The 17,047-nt window shown below is 62.6% G+C and carries 18 protein-coding genes and 1 tRNA gene; 12 read left to right on the top strand and 7 right to left on the bottom strand.

Translation table 11 applies throughout. The features are described 5' to 3' along the window. Positions 1 to 43 precede the first annotated feature (43 nt). The gene (locus tag C1H69_RS15535; RefSeq protein WP_102654295.1) at positions 44 to 1,129 is read left to right on the top strand and encodes a methyl-accepting chemotaxis protein; all 1,086 of its coding nucleotides are present in this window, start codon (positions 44 to 46) and stop codon (positions 1,127 to 1,129) included. A gap of 911 nt (positions 1,130 to 2,040) precedes the next feature. Here the strand turns inward: C1H69_RS15535 and C1H69_RS15540 are convergent. The 4 genes from C1H69_RS15540 to C1H69_RS15560 all read right to left on the bottom strand — a co-directional run bounded on the left by C1H69_RS15540 (position 2,041) and on the right by C1H69_RS15560 (position 4,420). Next, the gene (locus C1H69_RS15540; protein WP_102654296.1) at positions 2,041 to 2,385 is read right to left on the bottom strand and encodes a hypothetical protein; all 345 of its coding nucleotides are present in this window, start codon (positions 2,383 to 2,385) and stop codon (positions 2,041 to 2,043) included. 245 nt (positions 2,386 to 2,630) lie between these two features. Beyond that, complete coding sequence (locus C1H69_RS24440) at positions 2,631 to 3,059, bottom strand: N-acetylmuramoyl-L-alanine amidase (protein ID WP_102654297.1); 429 nt, start codon at positions 3,057 to 3,059, stop codon at positions 2,631 to 2,633. A gap of 513 nt (positions 3,060 to 3,572) precedes the next feature. Continuing rightward, entirely contained in the window at positions 3,573 to 3,737 is a 165-nt protein-coding gene (locus tag C1H69_RS23635) for a hypothetical protein (protein ID WP_165789509.1), read from the bottom strand. A 440-nt stretch (positions 3,738 to 4,177) separates the two neighbouring features. Then, on the bottom strand, positions 4,178 to 4,420 hold the full coding sequence (locus tag C1H69_RS15560; protein WP_102654300.1) for a hypothetical protein: 243 nt from the start codon (positions 4,418 to 4,420) through the stop codon (positions 4,178 to 4,180). Between the two features lie 364 nt (positions 4,421 to 4,784). Here C1H69_RS15560 and C1H69_RS15565 point away from each other — a divergent pair, with 364 nt between their 5' ends. Next, a complete protein-coding gene (locus tag C1H69_RS15565) occupies positions 4,785 to 5,096 on the top strand; it encodes a hypothetical protein (RefSeq protein WP_102654301.1) in 312 nt (103 codons plus the stop codon). A gap of 38 nt (positions 5,097 to 5,134) precedes the next feature. On the opposite strand, the gene C1H69_RS15570 is transcribed toward C1H69_RS15565, so the two are convergent. Both C1H69_RS15570 and C1H69_RS15575 read right to left on the bottom strand, forming a co-directional pair. Continuing rightward, the gene (locus C1H69_RS15570; protein ID WP_102654302.1) at positions 5,135 to 5,359 is read right to left on the bottom strand and encodes a putative hemolysin; all 225 of its coding nucleotides are present in this window, start codon (positions 5,357 to 5,359) and stop codon (positions 5,135 to 5,137) included. A 669-nt stretch (positions 5,360 to 6,028) separates the two neighbouring features. Continuing rightward, positions 6,029 to 6,105 (bottom strand) — tRNA-Arg (locus C1H69_RS15575). A gap of 133 nt (positions 6,106 to 6,238) precedes the next feature. On the opposite strand from C1H69_RS15575, the gene C1H69_RS15580 reads away from it, so the two are divergent. The 3 genes from C1H69_RS15580 (at position 6,239) to C1H69_RS15590 (ending at position 9,646) form a co-directional block, all read left to right on the top strand. After that, the gene (locus C1H69_RS15580) at positions 6,239 to 7,738 is read left to right on the top strand and encodes an amidase (protein WP_102654303.1); all 1,500 of its coding nucleotides are present in this window, start codon (positions 6,239 to 6,241) and stop codon (positions 7,736 to 7,738) included. Between the two features lie 96 nt (positions 7,739 to 7,834). Beyond that, positions 7,835 to 8,629, top strand: a complete 795-nt coding sequence (locus tag C1H69_RS15585; RefSeq protein WP_102654304.1) for a methyltransferase domain-containing protein — start codon at positions 7,835 to 7,837, stop codon at positions 8,627 to 8,629. A 15-nt stretch (positions 8,630 to 8,644) separates the two neighbouring features. Then, positions 8,645 to 9,646: a methyltransferase gene (locus C1H69_RS15590; protein WP_102654305.1), complete on the top strand. Its 1,002-nt coding sequence runs from the start codon at positions 8,645 to 8,647 to the stop codon at positions 9,644 to 9,646. On the opposite strand, the gene greB is transcribed toward C1H69_RS15590, so the two are convergent. Beyond that, positions 9,616 to 10,164 (bottom strand): transcription elongation factor GreB, encoded by a 549-nt coding sequence (gene greB / locus C1H69_RS15595; protein ID WP_102654471.1) that lies wholly within the window; start codon positions 10,162 to 10,164, stop codon positions 9,616 to 9,618. The genes C1H69_RS15590 and greB overlap by 31 nt on opposite strands. 174 nt (positions 10,165 to 10,338) lie before the next feature. On the opposite strand from greB, the gene C1H69_RS15600 reads away from it, so the two are divergent. From C1H69_RS15600 to C1H69_RS15630, 7 genes are all read left to right on the top strand, one after another. Further along, positions 10,339 to 10,974 carry a tetratricopeptide repeat protein gene (locus C1H69_RS15600; RefSeq protein ID WP_102654306.1) on the top strand — a complete coding sequence of 212 codons (636 nt, stop codon included), beginning with the start codon at positions 10,339 to 10,341 and terminating at the stop codon, positions 10,972 to 10,974. A 117-nt stretch (positions 10,975 to 11,091) separates the two neighbouring features. Next, positions 11,092 to 11,736 carry an NUDIX domain-containing protein gene (locus C1H69_RS15605; RefSeq protein WP_102654307.1) on the top strand — a complete coding sequence of 215 codons (645 nt, stop codon included), beginning with the start codon at positions 11,092 to 11,094 and terminating at the stop codon, positions 11,734 to 11,736. A gap of 1 nt (position 11,737) precedes the next feature. Beyond that, positions 11,738 to 12,184, top strand: coding sequence for a DUF1249 domain-containing protein (locus tag C1H69_RS15610; protein ID WP_102654308.1), 447 nt, complete (start codon positions 11,738 to 11,740; stop codon positions 12,182 to 12,184). Further along, entirely contained in the window at positions 12,184 to 12,918 is a 735-nt protein-coding gene (locus tag C1H69_RS15615) for a metallophosphoesterase (protein ID WP_102654309.1), read from the top strand. The genes C1H69_RS15610 and C1H69_RS15615 overlap by 1 nt, the downstream gene beginning before the upstream one ends. 124 nt (positions 12,919 to 13,042) lie before the next feature. After that, complete coding sequence (cysD, locus tag C1H69_RS15620; protein ID WP_102654310.1) at positions 13,043 to 14,017, top strand: sulfate adenylyltransferase subunit CysD; 975 nt, start codon at positions 13,043 to 13,045, stop codon at positions 14,015 to 14,017. 12 nt (positions 14,018 to 14,029) lie between these two features. Further along, positions 14,030 to 15,478 carry a sulfate adenylyltransferase subunit CysN gene (gene cysN, locus C1H69_RS15625; RefSeq protein ID WP_102654311.1) on the top strand — a complete coding sequence of 483 codons (1,449 nt, stop codon included), beginning with the start codon at positions 14,030 to 14,032 and terminating at the stop codon, positions 15,476 to 15,478. Between the two features lie 484 nt (positions 15,479 to 15,962). Continuing rightward, complete coding sequence (locus tag C1H69_RS15630) at positions 15,963 to 17,027, top strand: App1 family protein (protein WP_102654472.1); 1,065 nt, start codon at positions 15,963 to 15,965, stop codon at positions 17,025 to 17,027. Positions 17,028 to 17,047 lie beyond the last annotated feature (20 nt).

Genomic DNA, 17,047 nt, shown 5'->3' on the forward strand with positions numbered 1-17,047 from the left:
ATATGCCGAAAAAGGCATGTCGAAACCAGTGGTGAATCTTCCTATGAATATCACCGATTCCTCGTCCGCCCGAGACGATGTCGAGCGGGGCTCCGCCGTCGAGCAGCACATCGCCGACATCTCCTCCTTGTCCGATGCCATGCTCCGCGGTGTTGACGCCGCGCTTGAGCAGATCACCGAGGTCAACCGGGCAACCCATCTGCTGTCGGTCAACGCTCGCATCGAAGCGGCGCTGGCCAACGAAGCCGGAGTAGGGTTCGCCGTGGTGGCCACGGAGATGAAACGGTTGTCCTCCGAAGTCGAAAGCATCACGCAGCAGTTGCGCACGCAGGCTCAACGAACCGGCTCGCAGATGCGCGACGCCGTGAGTGGGTACGTGACGCAGGTGCGCGATGCCCGATTGTGCGAACTGGCATTGGTCAACATCGACTTGATCGATCGCAATCTGTACGAGCGCAGTTGCGACGTGCGCTGGTGGGCGACCGATGCGGCCGCCGTCGCCTGTACGCTCGATCCCAGTTCGAGCGCCTGCGCCCATGCCTCGAAGCGGCTGGGGCAGATCCTGGACTCCTACACGGTGTACATGGATCTGGTGCTGGTCGACTGCGAAGGCCGTGTGCTGGCCAACGGTCGGCCGGCGCAATTCACGAGCGAGGGCATGGATGTATCCGACTCCCCCTGGTTCCAGCAAGCCATGGCCACGCACGATGGCAGCGAATTCGGTTTTTTCACCGTGCACGAGTCGGAACTGGTCTGCGGCAAGCGTGTGCTGGCCTATTCATGTGCCGTGCGTGAAGGTGGCAAGATCCTCGGCGTACTGGGAATCCTCTTCGATTGGGACGCCCTGGCGCTGACCATCGTGCGTTGCACGCCCCTGACGGCCGCCGAGTGGACGCGCACACGCGTGTGTATCGTCGACGATCAGGGCCTTGTGCTGGCGGACTCGCAATCCGACGGAAACAGCCGTCTGGAGGTCGGCGGCTGGAAATCGCTGTTCGAACAGCCGCGAGGCTCCCTGGTCACGAAGATGGGCGGGCGGGACGTATGCGTGGCCCATGCGGCATCGCCGGGCTATGAGACCTACCGCACGGGCTGGCATTCGCTGATCCTGCAGTCCATCGATGGCTGACCTCGCCCACGCCGAGGCACTTTACCGCCTCGCTTGCGGGACCCAGTGGTTCGGACTTGAGTATCAAGCCTGAACGACCGGAGCTACGAATCGATGACAGTTGCCCAGCTGAAAGCGCTTGTTTTGCAAGAGGTGAAGCGCCTCTCGCCGCGATAGCCGCAACGGCCTGGAGGCACCATCCTCCAGGCTTTTTCCCTTTCACTCAATTATTTCCTGCCCCATGCGGATCACGCTGGTATTGGATGGCTCGACCCCTATATAGGAGGGTGCGGGGTTTGGTGGAAATATAAAATTATCAGCGGCTTACGTACGTGGCCCCGTGATAAGTCGACTGGGAACGACCGGAAGAGTAGCGCTGCCGTCTGGCATGCGCCACGATTCGGTCACGTGAGTATCACGCGCTATGCTGGCATAGCAGGTGGTATTCGGAGGCTTCACCAAAACAAAAAAGCCCGCCCCTTGCGGGCCGGGCTGATCATTGCTTCCATGTCTCGCTCTCCACGAACGTCCTGTTCGTGCATCCCTGGCTCATCGAGCCGCCCGGGCCCGGCAGGCTTCCTTGCGTTACCCATACACAGTGACAGCTATCGCACGAGGTTGACCTAACCTGGGTTATGAACTCGTGTAAGTGATTGCCGGCACGCCACGTAGGCAATCTCCTACAAAACCAGCCGCGATATGGCTGCATCGCCTGGCCGCCCCGGCAGGTTACAGTCGCGGCAGGAGAAGATTGCCAAGGACGGCACACATCGCGTGAAAGGGGCCGGCCGCTCGGCTGGACCCTTGTCCCGTTACCCGGCACCACATCTCTGCTCACGGCGCCACCGCATCATCATTCTCATACACTCGCGCATCGTAGTTGACCGCCTCGACGCTGACGCTCACCATTCCCTGGGGCTGTATCGAGCGTATCAGCACCGGATAGCTCCAACGTTCAACCGTTCCGAATAGCAGGTGCGGCGGCTCGTGGTATCGGTTACCTCCGGTATCTCGCTCATCAGCGCAATGACGTAGTGGTCGTTGTCCCCAGGCTGCGCTGGCCACGGCCCCGAGGTCGTGCCATCCGGGCGGCGCCAGGCGATGACAAAGCCCTGCCCAGGCCGGGCCAGCTCGTCCCACTGCAGCGGCTCCGACACCATCAAATGCACATTATTGCCGTCGACATTCACGTCATCGATCAGCATCGACTGGGCATAGCCCGGCACGTCGTCAGCCACCGCGCAGTAGCTGAGGTAGCGAGAGTTGAGCGCGTCCATCTCTGTCGACCACTGATACTGCCAGCGCACATAGCGAACCGCCGTCGCTCTCGCATGCCCAGCCGCCAGGCCCGGGTGCGGTTGGTCACCCCCTCGATGCGCATCTGTTCGTTGTGGAATCCCTGATCGCCAGGCAGCCGACACTCGACGGTCTCCCACGTCCAGGTCTGTGAGTCGAAATACTCGACATCAACACCGTCGATATCGTCATCGGTATAGCCGACGGATCTCGCCACGTGCCGTACTCATGCCGCGATGGAGCGCGTCGGCTGCAGCGTATCGTCAGCGGGGGAAGCCGCGTCAGTGTGAAACCCGATGGCGATATCGCATTTGGCAGCCACGTTCACCGCATCCCTCAGAGGCAGGTTTTCTCCCGGGTCACCATCCAGTAGGTGGCGGATACCCAATGCTGCCAACTCGCCGCTGAGCAGATCGCGGAATTCGAGCACGATATCTGACTCTCGGCGGCCATTGGCCACAATGCCAGGATCCGTGTCGCTATGCCCGGCAGAACAGTGCGCGCCTGAGGCGGCGCAGCAGGAATGGTCGCCACCTCGGTAATCCAGCGAATCATGATGACCCCAGAAAGAAGAAAGCCCGTCTGGAGGCGGGCAAAGCGTCGAGAGAACACGGGGGAAACAAAACAGCAGGGCCGCTTGACCAATATGCGGCAGCGATCCATACCTAAACGAGACCCATGACGAGGAGCTTCAAATGCTACGTTTACTCGTGCTAGCAGCCGGCGCCTACTGGTTGCGGAAACCTGAAAACCGTGAGCTTGCCACCCGGAAAGTGAAAGAGGGTTGGGATAACGTGGTACACGGCAGCGACAGGCGTCAGCGTGACGTTAGCAAGCGCAACTCACCAGGGCACACGTACGACGAGAAGGATCTGTAGCGATCAGCCGACACTTGCGGAGGTCACAATGCGGAAATGGATTTTGCTGGCCATCTTCAATTGGCTGCGGAAGCCGGCGAACCGCCAGAAAGTGAAGCGCGCGGTCAACCGGGCAATGAAAGGTGGGCAAGACAGGCGACCGCCAGACCCTCCACCAGGTCGTCGACCCGGGTCATAGTCGAGTTGCAAGCAAAAGGCCCAGCCGATGAGGGCAGGGCCAGGAAGTCAGTGCTGATGAGAGTGCAGCTCGGCACAGCTTGGCAATGAGCTATCTACAGACCTTCAATTAGTCAAGCCGCATTTTTCAGGTCATTCCGCATGGCCCGATTCACCTTCCTGGCGACCTTGGCCACCGGTGTCATGGCCTCGTCCTCGAGCTCGGAAATGATTCTGCCTAGCCGGGCCCATACTTGCTCCCATCCGTCGCGCTGCCAGTTGTAGCTGACGATCTTCACGCCCAGCCAGTCGTTTGCCCGTCGGTTTCCCGCTGAGATGAAGCGGGTTGCTGAGTGGGAGCGGATCGTGAGCCAGGCAGCCAAGAGAGACTGTGCGATGTTCTGGGCGGCTCGCGGGGAAACGGATGTCAGTTTAGAGCGCCACGGCATCCATACCGTCGTCGAGTGGAGCCGCACAAGTCGCGGTGGTCGGCAGTACGACCTGATCGCTGCAACCGGAGCGCAGGACGAAACGCCGATGTGCTCGTCGATATACGGATTATGTGAATAACCCGCCGCCTCAAGTACGGCACAGCACCGAGCCCGACGTCGGACGAGGCGCCTCAATCACTACTGACAGGGACGGTTTGAGCAAGAGGTGATGAAGTATCTTCCTGAGAAATGAAAAGCCGCCCATCAGAAACTGTCTGATGGGCGGCGGTCCAGACTAGGAAGGAGAGTTAGAAGTCTTCTTCTTCAGGCTCCTCTGCTTCACTCTCTTCTTCCCATTCTGCCTCTTCTTCATCTGCACCGTGGACATCTTGGTCGTCAAAAGTATCCTCTTGGCTAGGCTCAAAAGTCTCCTCTTGACCGGGTGCTGTAGTTGCTTCTTCTTCGGCTTCACCGAAGGCCAGCGGGCTGGCGATCAGGCCGAAAGAGATACCGAGAATACCGAGTTTTTTGAGAAATTCCTTGGGCATCATGTTTTCATCTCCTTGAAATATTGGGGATTTATTTCACTCCCCAGCAGAGGCTTTATGGCCTCATCTTCACCTCCATGCTGAGCCAGAGAGACTCAACACAGCTTGTGATCTGATAGTTTGTTTGAGTTCAAAACTTATACATGGTTCAGATATTCTCCACGTAATATATAGCTGTTTCTTTTCAATGCGCTATAAATATTCATGCTTCCGTTCTGATCTGTATTCCCGATAATTCAGTGAAGGTATATGATGAATGTATAAAAGAAATACACCTTTCTCAACCACCAGAATTTGGATGCTCCCCTAATTGAACCAATCAACCCGCCGCCCCCATTGAGGCGGTTTTTTCGTTCCTGGAGAGATCATGACCACCACCGCCCCGGCCCGAGAGGCCGACCACATCCAAGACCAGCTCTGCGCCCGGATCGATGATCTGGAGCGAGAGAAGCAAGCGTTGCTGGACAAAAACGACCGGATGCGCCTGGAGGCACAGAGCCACGCCCAGGAAACCCGGACTCATCGCGCCACAGTCCACGATATCTACCAGATCGTCACCGGAGCAACCGGTGAGCCGGGCAACTGGAATGGAGCCGAGCCAGTGCGGAAAGCCTTCGGCCAGCTGCTCAAGGACAACGCCGAGATCCGGCGGCAACTGGCAATGATGAAGTGCGCCTAGAGCATAGTGGTGTTGGAGCCGCTCTGTCAGGCTGACCCTCAATCCTCAGGCTGCGCTGACCTGAACAGCTCCCACTCGTCGATCATGCGGCCATCGGGCAGCCGGCAGTAGCCGGTCACACCGCCATCTACCTGCCGCATTTCTGAATCACCACCGATGCTCTCGCAGTACTCCGATGCCGGGTTTGCCGTCCCTACGCTCGGGCTGTCCTGCGTAGCGCACGCGGCGAGAGGCAGCACGGCAACAATCATCAACTTTTTCATCACGTCCACGTCCTGGCTGTGTTTGCTCGTTTGAGTATGCGCGGGAAGAGGGCTTGGCGCGAATACAGATAGCCGCCGAGGGCGGTTTTTTATTGCCTGGAGGATGCATGAACAAGGCGCTTTACACCTACGCCGAAGCTGCCCACCTCTTGTCGTTCCGATGCAAAAGGACAATCGAGCGCCTGGTGGAGAGCGGTGAGCTTAATGTCGTCTATCCGCGCCCCAGGAGCCCGCGCATCTCGGCGGCAGAGATCGATCGCTATGTGCAGTCATTGAGCGGCCCCTATACTGGTGCGGTCACGGGGTCGCATACGTCCATCCGGGAGAAAGGCGTATGCAAAACATTCGATGAGGTGGTGCTGGCCTACCTGACTCAGCATAAGACCAGGACTCCCATGGCCAAGCGCAAATCGATGGCTCGGCCGCTTTATCGGGCGTTCGCTGGGCGGGACATGGCTGGCATCACTGACGTCGATGTACGGCAGTATGTGATGGATCGGCTGGAGTCGGTCAAGGAAGCGACGGTCAATAAGGAGATTGGACTGTTCGCCGCGGCGTGCAACGGGTGCCGTGAGCATAAAGGATGGAATATCCCGAACCCGGTTGCCGGGAAGAGTTGCTTTCGTACCGCTGGGGATAAGCCAGGAAAGTTCGAAAAATTCACTAGGGTGGCGCCCCCACCAGGATTCGAACCTGGGGCCTTCCCCTTAGGAGGGGGACGCTCTATCCAGCTGAGCTATGGGGGCGCAACGGCTGCGCATTATAAGGGCTTGGGGCGGCAAGATAAACCACCCTGGCGTGTGCTTGCCTGACCGACATCACCCGAGAGCGGTGGGCATGGTGCAATATCCGGGCAATCACGACATACGAGGAGTCCACATGGAAGTCGATGAGTACCGGCGCTACGACGCTCTAGGGCTGGCGGAACTGATCCGTACCGGTGAGGTAAGCCGTGAGGACGTTCTGGGGGCTGCCTGCAGCGCCATCGAGGCTGACAACCCGCGGCTGGCGGCCGTGGTGCGCACCCGCTTCGAGCGGGCACGTGCCGAGGCCCTTCGGCTCGTGCCCGATTCTCCCTTCGCCGGGGTGCCGACCCTGACCAAGGACCTGCTGATGGCAATCGGCGACGAGCCCCTGGCCTTCGGCAGTGCGTCCCTGGCCAACTGGACGGCGCCGGTGGACTCGACCCTGGTGACGCGCCTGCGCGAGGCGGGATTGACGATCCTGGGCCAGACCGCCACGCCTGAGCTGGGGCTGATGGGTATCACCGAGCCGCGTGCCTTTCCTCATCCGGTCAACCCCTGGAATCCCGTGCATTCGCCCGGTGGCTCCAGCGGTGGCGCGGCGGCCGCCGTGGCGGGAGGTCTGGTGCCGCTGGCCATGGCGGGGGATGGCGGTGGGTCGATCCGCATTCCCGCCAGCTACTGCGGGCTGTTCGGCCTCAAGCCTTCACGGGGCAGGGTGCCGCTGGGGCCGATGCATGCCGAGGTGTGGCAGGGGGCGGTGGTGGAGCATGCCGTGACCCGCAGTGTGCGCGACAGCGCGGCGCTGCTCGACGCCACCAACGGCATGGACGAAGGCAGCCCCTGGCCTCTGCTCCGCGAGCAGGGTTTCCTGGCCGCCCTGGAACGACCTCCCGAGCCGCTGCGGATAGCCGTGTCGCTGGGGGACTCGCTGGGAGCCCCACTCGGCACCCGTCTCGACCCCGACGTGCGCAAGGCCGTGGAGCAGGCCGCCAGCCAGTTGGAGTCGCTGGGTCATCAGGTCGAGTGGGCCGAGCCTCCGGTCGATGGCGAACGCCTGGCCGACAGCTACCTCACCCTCTACCTGGGCCATCTTACCGCCGACCTCGCCTGGATCTGCCAGCAGACCGGGGTGCCGGTCTCCCGGCTCGATATCGAGCCTTCCACCCGGGCGATCGCCCGTCTCGGGAGCAGCCTGCCGGTATGCGATTACGAACTGGCCAAGCGCTACTGGAACGAGGTGGCCCGTACGATGGGTGCGTTCCATCGACGTTTCGACGTGCTGCTGATGCCAGTGGCCGCGGCTCCGGCCCCGCGCCTGGGCGAGCTTTACCCGACGCCGGTCCGCGAGCGGTTGATGTCGCTGTTGGTGCTTCCCGGGCTGCCACGGTTGGCACTGAAGGCGGGCATGCTCAAGCATCTGGCGAAAGATGCGCTGGCCCGCACCCCCTTCACCCAACTGGCCAACCTCACCGGCCAGCCGGCCATGTCGCTGCCGCTGCATATCACTCCTGATGGTCTGCCGGTGGGTGTTCAGGTAATCGGCGCGATGGGGGATGAGCGACGGCTGCTGGCGCTGGCGGCCCAGGTGGAAGCCGACACACCCTGGGCCCAGCACCTGCCCAGGCTGGGGTAGGGTGCGCGGGTCGGTCGGGTTCGGGCCCGATCATCGGCGTTTCGTGCATGACCCGGGCCGGGTAGAATGCCGTCTCACTCTGTTCCCGAGCCCCCTATGCCTCTCTCCGTTTCGCCTTTCTCGCCAGCCGGCGATCGACATTTCGATGGCCTGGCCGACAAGTTCGCCGGCAGCCTCTATGGCGGTCCCCGTGGTGCGCTGCGCCTGGCGCTGCTCGATCGCCTGTTGCCGGAAATGCTCCGTCTCGAAGGCCAGCGGGTGCTGGACGTGGGTGGCGGCCTGGGTCAGTTGAGCGGCTGGTTTGCCCAGCGGGGCCATGCGGTCACCCTGGTCGAGCCTGCCCGGGACATGCTTGCCCACGCCCGGCAGGCCCTTGCCGGACAACCGGTGGCCTTCGTCGATGCCACGCTTCAGCAACTGCCGGAGCGTACGCCGGGCCCCTGGTCCTTGATCGCCTGCCATGCCGTGCTGGAATGGTTGAGCGACCCGCGCGGGGCCATGGCGATCCTGGCGGGACAGCTGGCGCCGGGTGGGCAGCTCTCGCTGATGGTGTTCAACCGCGATGCGCTGCGGATGTCCAACGTGGTGAAAGGCAACCTGGAGAAGGCGCTGGCCGATCGCCTCGAGGGGACCGGCAAGCGTCAGCGGCTGACCCCCATTTCCCCGCTGACCCACTCCCAGATCGAGGCCTGGGCCGCGGACAGTGGCCTGGTGGTACAGGAGGTGGCGGGCATTCGTGTCTTCCACGACTACCTGCGCCATCCACCGGGCACGGAGGCCGACTGGTGCCGGCTGGTGGCGCTAGAGCAGCACTACTGCCGGGCCGAGCCCCACTGGCGGCTGGGGCGCTACCTGCTCTACACCCTGGTGCGTCCCGCGACGACAACCTGAACGGAGAACCCTGCGATGAGTGCCGAAGCGCCGGTGTGTCAGCTGCTCGAACGGCAGGATGCCGACTATCGTGGCTGGCTATGGGTGGCGCCGCCCCGCGATGCCTGGCTGGAAGGCGGTGAAGGGAGCGTGCTCAGCGCCGATCACGCCGTTCTCGACGCCTGGCGGGAGCACGGCCGCTCGGCGATGTCTCCCTTTGAGCCGCCCTTCGCCTCCGAACCGCCCGGGGCGGTGCTGTTCTGGCCCAAGGCCCACGCCCTGGGCGAGTGGTGGCTGCTGTGGCTATGCGCCAACTTGCCGGAAGGCACTCGGCTACAGCTGGCGGGGGAGAACCAGGGGGGCATCAAGCGCGTGCTGAAGGTGCTGGCGGCATTGGGGCTGGGCTGCCGCAAGCTTGACAGTGCCCGGCGCTGTTCGCTGTTCGAGACGCGCCTGGGCCGGGTCGACCTCGACCCCGAAGCGGCCTGGACATCGTTCGAAGCCGAAGGACTGGTCCTGGCCAGCCACCCGGGGGTGTTCGGTCACGGTAAGCTCGACGAGGGAACCCGGCTATTGCTCGGGCACCTGCCTGCCACGCTGCCGGAGGCGGGCGATGTTCTCGATATGGGCTGTGGCGACGGTATCCTGGCCGCCTGGCTGGCGCGGCGCGGTCATGAAGTCACGGCGGTGGATGTGAACGGCTTTGCGGTGGAGGCGACCCGGCGCACCCTGGCAGCCAACGGGCTGAGAGGTGACACGCTGTCCGGCGATGTCTACTCGACCCTGGGCAAGCAGCGCTTCGCCGCCATCGTCAGCAATCCGCCGTTCCATCAGGAGCGCGCCATCGACTACGGCCCCGCGGCCCGGCTGATCGGGGAAGCGCCCGATCACCTGCTGCCGGGCGGCCAGCTCATCCTGGTGGCCAACGCCTTTCTGCCGTATCCGGACCTGCTGGCGCGCACCTTCGGCGACTTCGAGATTCTCGCCGACGATCGCCGTTTCCGAGTCTATCGGGCCCGGGCGGCCGAATCACGATAAGCGATGTCGGTGATCACGTAGGTGGTCTCGCCGGCCGGGGCCGCCACCGTCGCCTCATCGTCCAATGACTTGCCCAGCAGTGCCTTGGCCAGGGGGGCATCGATGCTGATCCAGCGCTTCGCGGTATCGGTCTCGTCGTGGCCGACGAGGCGGATACGCATCTCCTCGCCATCCTGGTCTTCCAGGGTAACGAAGGCGCCGAAGTAGACCTTGTCGGTATTCGCCGGCAACCGGTCTACCACCTGGAGTTCGTCGAGGCGCTTGGTCAGGTAGCGGATGCGGGCAATGACCCGGTTGAGCTCCTTCTTGTTGTAGGTGTAGTCGGCGTTCTCGCTGCGGTCGCCCAGCGCCGCGGCTTCACCCACCTTGGCGGAGAGTGCCGGGCGCTTGATTCGTGAGAGATGGTCGAGGATACCGCGCAGACGTTCGGCCCCCTCGAGGGTGATCAGGTTGCTCTTGGGTTCCTGGCGCGGGTCCTTGGCCGGGTCACGCCAACGGGTCATGTTGCGGCCCTTCATGCCGATGCGCTCCTTGTTGGTCGAGAGTTCGATCGAGAGACGCAACATACGCCATTCACGCCGGCCGGGCCAATGGGCAAGAGGGCTGACGCTGGTGAATCATTCAAACGTTCGTTACATTGTTGGGGCGACGCTCCGTCGTGCGGTACAAGAATAACCTCGAGGAGACTGGACATGATTCGACACCGCCTACTCGCTGTTGCACTGGGCATCGGTATTTCCCTGGCCCCGCTGAGCGGCGCGGTGGCCTGGGAAGGTGACGTGGAGGTTCTCAAGCAGCGCTGGGAGCAGATCACGACACGGCAAGCCGAGGGCGAGCGCCGCCGCGCGCTGCAGTCTCTCGCCGATGAGGCCGAGTCCCTGGTCGAGGCGAACGCCGGAGAGGCTCAGCCGCTGATCTGGTATGGCATCATCGAGGCCTCCCACGCCCGCGAACGCAGTGGCCTGGGTGCCCTGGGCAGTGCGCGCAACGCCCGCGGTGCGCTGGAAAGGGCGATCGAGCTGGACCCCGAAGGCGGCAACGGTTCGGCCTATGTGACGCTGGGAGCGCTCTATGACCGCGCGCCGGGACGCCCGGTTGGTTTCGGCAACAGCGCCACCGCCGAGCAGATGTTCCAGCGTGCACTGGAGATTCGCCCGGACGGCATCGACGTCAATTTCTACTTCGCTTCCTTCCTCGAGGATGAAGGCCGCCAGGATGAGGCCCGCGACCATGCCCGGCGTGCCGTGGACGGTACGGCTCGCCCGGACCGCGAGATCTCCGACGAGGCGCTGCGTGAAGAAGCCCGGGCCCTGTTGTCGCAGCTCTGATATTGCGGTGTTGATGCCTTTCGCTCGCTGCCGTGCCGGTTACCGTGACCGCACGGCAGTTGGCATTCCGGACCCCGGTCGTGATAATGGTCGGCATTCATCGTCCGGGAGATCGATATGGCCGTTACCCGCGGACAGGGCACGGACACCACTCTTCTGCGGCCTTTTACGGTCGCCGATGTCGAGATCGTCGAGCGCCGCTGCCTGCATCAGGGCTTCTTCCGTCTGGAAGAGGTTCACCTGCGCCATCGGCTGTTCGAGGGTGGCTGGAGCGGCGAGATGGTGCGGGAGGTGCATCGGCGCCATGATGCGGTTGGCGTATTGATCTACGATGTGGAACGTGATGCCGTGGTGCTGGTGGAACAGATACGTGCCGGCGCCATGGACGACCCCGAGTCTCCCTGGAAGCTCGAGGTGGTGGCCGGCCTGGTGGAGCCTGGCGAGAGCCTTGCCGACGTGGCACGCCGGGAGGCTCGGGAAGAGGCCGGGTGCGCCGTTGGCGAACTGATCGAATTGCATACCTACTATCCCAGCCCCGGCGCCTGCGACGAGCGGGTTACCCTGTTCTGCGCCCTGGTGGATAGCGAGGGTCTGGGCGGCATACACGGCCTCGACGAAGAGCACGAGGATATTCGCGTGCACGTGTTACCGTTTAACCAGGCCTGGGAACTCCTGCGGGGCGGTAGACTCGACAATGCCATGTGTCTGATCGCCTTCTATTGGCTGGCGAGCGAGCGAGCATCTTTGAGAGCAAGGAGGTAGCGTGGCAAGAGCCGCCTATGTGACCGACCTGAAAGGTCTGCAGGGAGAGTGCAGCGCCAACTACCTGCGCCTGACTCGGCTGCTGGGTGATCTGGCGGCAGGCGAAACCCGTGAGCTGGACCTGACCGGCAAGCGTGGCCGTTTCGGTACCCTGTTGCTCACGGTGCTCGAGCGTGCCCCCTATACCACCATCATGCGGGTCGCCCAGAGCGGCCTCATGGACAAGCTCATCGATCCGCCACGCATGCGCGTTCATCTCTATCACGATGTCCGCATGGCCGAGGTCACCGATTTCCAGCGCGAGCGCCACTTCGACGGACGCTACCGCTATCCCAATCTGCGCATGTTCCAGCCCGACGAGAAGCTGCAGCTCAATCGCTTCCTGGGCGAGTGGTTGGCCCACGGGCTGGCTCACGGGCATTCGACCGACATGCCGGAGCTGCCTTGATGCGTCTCGTCCAGATAACGGACTGCCATCTCCATGCCGAACCCTGTGCCCGCTCACGGGCCGGCTTTCCCTTGCACCAGCTCGAGGCGGTGGTAGCGGCGGTCGTTACCGAGCGCCCCGACCTGGTCCTGGTGACCGGCGACGTCAGCCAGGACGAAACCGCGGCTTCCTATCGGCTTGCCCATCAGGCGCTGTCGCGGCTGGACTGCCCCTGGTTCTGGATGGCCGGCAATCACGACCAGCCAGGGCTGATGGAAGAGATACGCGCCTTTCACTACGATATCGACCTGAACGGCTGGCGGCTATTGGCCGTGGATACCAGGGTCAGCGGTCAGGCTCATGGCGAGATCGGTCAGGTACGACTCGCAGGATTGGTCGAGCGGCTCGAGGAGGACGAGCGGCCCACGCTGCTGGCCATGCATCATCCACCTCTTGCGGTGGGGTCGGAGTGGCTCGATGCGATAGGCCTCAAGGATCGTGAAGCCTTCTGGCAGACGCTGGCGGCCTACCCCCAGGTCAAGGCCGTGCTGTGCGGCCATATCCATCAGGCCTTCGCCAGTCATCAGCGCCGGGTGCAGGGGGAGGTGGCGGTCTACGGCACTCCTTCCACCACCGATCAGTTCCTGCCCGGCTCGGTCGGTTTCGCCATCGATGAAGCATCGCGCCCGGGCTACCGGGTCATGGACCTGGGGGCCGATGACTGGTTGACCTGGGTGGAGCGAGTCGACCTCTGACATGCAGTGTTATTCTTATAACGACTAAAAAGATAGGTAATCATTCTTTTACGTTATTATGACCTGGCGTTACCCTGTATCGCATGATCCTTCTTGCCCATTGTCATGCGAGGTACCCGGGCCGATGACCAGTTTCCCTGCACCCACGCGCGAGTCGGCCTCTCAGGTTGCCGAAACGACGCCGGCCGCTCCAACGATCCAACGGCTCACCCACCTTCAGCAACTGGAAGCCGAGTCCATCCATATCATCCGCGAAGTGGCCGCGGAATTTTCCAAACCGGTAATGCTTTACTCCATCGGCAAGGACTCCGCGGTGATGCTGCACCTGGCACGCAAGGCCTTCTTTCCCGGGCCGCCGCCATTCCCGCTGCTGCATGTGGACACCACCTGGAAATTCCGCGAGATGATCGCCTTCCGCGACCGCATGGCGAGCGAGGCGGGCATGGAGCTGCTGGTGCATACCAACGAAGAGGGGCGTGCCGCTGGCATCAACCCCTTCGACCATGGCAGCAGCGGCTATACCGATGTGATGAAGACGGCCGCCCTCAAGCAGGCGCTGGACAAGTATGGTTTCGATGCCGCCTTTGGCGGTGCCCGTCGTGACGAAGAAGCCAGCCGGGCCAAGGAGAGGGTATTTTCCTTCCGTGACAAGTACCACCGCTGGGACCCCAAGAACCAGCGGCCGGAACTGTGGAATCTCTATAACGCCCGTGTCCACAAGGGCGAGTCGATTCGCGCCTTTCCACTCTCCAACTGGACCGAGCTGGATATCTGGCAATACATCCACCTCGAACAGATTCCCATCGTGCCGCTCTACTTCAGTGCGCCACGCCCGGTGGTCGAGCGTGACGGCATGCTGGTGATGGTCGATGACGACCGCCTGCCGCTGGCCGAGGGCGAGGTGCCCGAGGAGAAGTGGGTGAGATTCCGTACCCTGGGCTGCTATCCGCTCACCGGCGCCGTGGAGTCGAAGGCCGCAACGCTGCCCGAAATCATCCAGGAGATGCTGCTGACTCGCACCAGCGAGCGCAGCGGCCGTGCCATCGACCATGATCAAGCGGGTTCGATGGAGAAGAAGAAGCGCGAAGGTTACTTTTAAAGGGACGGGCGGATGGCACACCAATCGACACTCATTGCCGATAACATCGACCAGTATCTGCATGAGCATGAACGGAAGGACCTGCTGCGTTTCATCACCTGCGGCAGTGTGGACGATGGCAAGTCGACTCTGATCGGCCGCCTGTTGCACGATTCGAAGATGATCTTCGATGACCATCTGGCAGCGATTACCCGGGACTCGAAGAAGAGCGGAACCACCGGCGAGGCCGTGGACCTGGCGCTGCTGGTCGATGGCCTGCAGTCCGAGCGGGAGCAGGGCATCACCATCGACGTGGCCTATCGCTTCTTCTCCACCGACAAGCGCAAGTTCATCATTGCCGATACGCCGGGGCATGAGCAGTACACCCGCAACATGGCGACCGGTGCGTCGAATGCCAGCCTGGCGATCATCCTGATCGATGCCCGCTACGGGGTACAGACCCAGACCCGCCGGCACAGCTTCATCGCCGACCTGCTGGGCATCAAGCACCTGGTGATCGCCATCAACAAGATGGACCTGGTCGGCTTCGACGAGGCGCGCTTCAACGAGATCGTGGCCGATTATCGTCGCTTCGCCGAGCAGCTGTCGGCCAGCGATATCCACTTCGTGCCGATCTCGGCGCTGGAAGGCGACAACGTGGTCAATCGCAGTGAGCGTTCGCCCTGGTACGTCGTCGACGGCAAACCGGGGCCGGCCCTGCTGGAGCTGTTGGAAACCGTGGAGATTGCGCGGGACCGCAACGTTGTGGATCTGCGGCTGCCGGTCCAGTACGTGAACCGCCCCAACCTCGACTTTCGCGGCTATGCCGGCACCCTGGAGGCGGGTGTGCTGCGCCCCGGCCTTCCGATCAAGGTGCTCCCTTCGGGCAAGACCAGCCGGGTCGAGCGGATCGTCACCTTCGACGGCGACCTGGAGGCGGCATGGCCGGGCCAGGCCATCACCGTGACCCTGGAGGACGAACTCGACATTTCCCGTGGCGACTGGATCGTCGCCGAGGATGCGGACGTCGCCCTGTCGAATACCTTCGATGCCGATATCGTCTGGATGCACGAACAGCCCCTGGTGCCAGGGAGACAGGTCGACATACGTCTGGCAGGGCGGGCGGTCTCCGGTCAGGTCAGCACCATTCACCATCAGGTGGACGTCAACAGTCTCGAGCGTCACGGCGCCGATCGGCTCGAGCTCAATGCCATCGCCCGTTGCCGGGTCGAGCTGACCGCCGAGGTGCCTCTGGACCCCTATGAACAGAGCCCCGGCACGGGCAGCTTCATCGTCATCGACCGGCTGACCAACGTCACCGTGGGGGCGGGGATGATCCGTTCCATCGTGGAGGACGAGGGCGATGCGGGGTCGAGCGTCGAGGTCGACTGGGCGGCCTTCGAAGCGGATCTCAATGCGCTGGTGCGCAAGCACTTTCCCCACTGGGAAGCCAAGGATGTGCGCGAATTGCTGAAGCGTTGATGGCGAGACTGTCACATCATGATGTCAACGGAGCCCTGCTACGATAGCAGGGCTCCGTCGTATGCCGCCGTGCTGACCACCTGGGTGACCTTCGTACCCTGTTTCAGTGCGCCGGGGCGACTGGCTATCTTTTGCTTCATGCTGGGTATGACCAAGGTGCCGGGCGCCTGTGCATGTCGGGGATGCTGTTTCCCCCGGCGGGCTGTCGCTTCGGTTCCGACGGCGGTGACGCCGGAATAATGGTTTGACTTGATCTTGGGGCGTAATCCTCCACACTGGCCAGTACGCCTGCCGGTTGGGCATGGGGCAAGACAGTGGGAAACGGTTGGACGGGACAAGGTTGGACAGGGAGAGCCGCCATGCATGTCGAACAGGACAGACCGAAACCGTGCCGCGACATCGTATCCGGGTATCCCGTCTGATGGTTTCCCGGCATCGATCACCGCGACTCCTCCGCCGTCTGCTGCGGGCCATCGCCAGGCCGATGAAGAGCGATCATGGCCATGGCGGCCCCGTGGTGCATCCCTACCGGGGCTATGGCACCACCCGGGAGGCGTTCCTGATGGGGCGAGTGTTTCGCCAGGCCGGGCTGGGCCGCGTCATCCCGCCCTATGGGATACTGCGCGACATCGCCGATGTGGTGCGTCGTGTCATCAGGCGGGGGCTTCCCGATGTCGAGGTCCACGTCACCCTTGGCAACAATGACATCATGGTGACGACGGATCGCGACGGCTATTTCAACGCGACGCTCAGGCTGCATGAACCGCTGCCGTTGGATACCTCCTGGCATCGCGCCGACCTTCACGTCGTGACGCATGACGGTGCGACGCCCATCCACAGCTTCGCCGATGTCTATATTCCCCCGGCGGACACCGACTTGCTGGTGATAAGCGACATCGACGATACGGTGATGTATACCGGTGTAACCGACAAGCTGCGCATGCTCTATCGCCTGTTCGTCAGACAGGCGCATCAGCGTGCGGCTTTCCCCGGTGTTGCCGCTTTCTACCAGGCGCTGTATGTGGGCAAGAGCGGCGAGGCTCGCCGCCCGATCCTGTATGTCTCGCGAGGCCCCTGGAGCATTTACGAAATGCTCGAGGAATTCTTCCAGATGAACGACATCCCGGTGGGGCCGATCCTGTTCCTTCGCGAGTGGGGCATTTCCTGGCGCAAGCCCTGGCCGCGCCGTGCCGAAGACCACAAGCACGCCTTGATCACCCGGATGCTGGACCTGTTTGACGACCTGCCCTGCGTACTGATCGGAGACAGCGGCCAGCACGACCCCGAAGTCTATGCCCGTATCGTCAAGGAGTATCCCGGTCGGGTGAAAGCGATCTATATTCGCCGTGTCGATAGTCGGGTCGATCGTAAGCGCGCCATTCATCAGTTGCATGACGAGATTCGCCATACCGACTGTGAGTTACAGCTCTCCGCCGACAGCAAGGCCATGGCCATGCATGCCCGCGACCGGGGGTTTATCTCCGAGAGCGGTTTGCAGGCGGTCTATCGAGACATGCACCACGACATGGAAGAAGGAGGCGTGAATTGATGTGCCGATGTCACTCGACG

This window comes from Billgrantia endophytica, from assembly GCF_002879615.1.
In the GTDB taxonomy this organism is placed as follows: domain Bacteria; phylum Pseudomonadota; class Gammaproteobacteria; order Pseudomonadales; family Halomonadaceae; genus Halomonas; species Halomonas endophytica.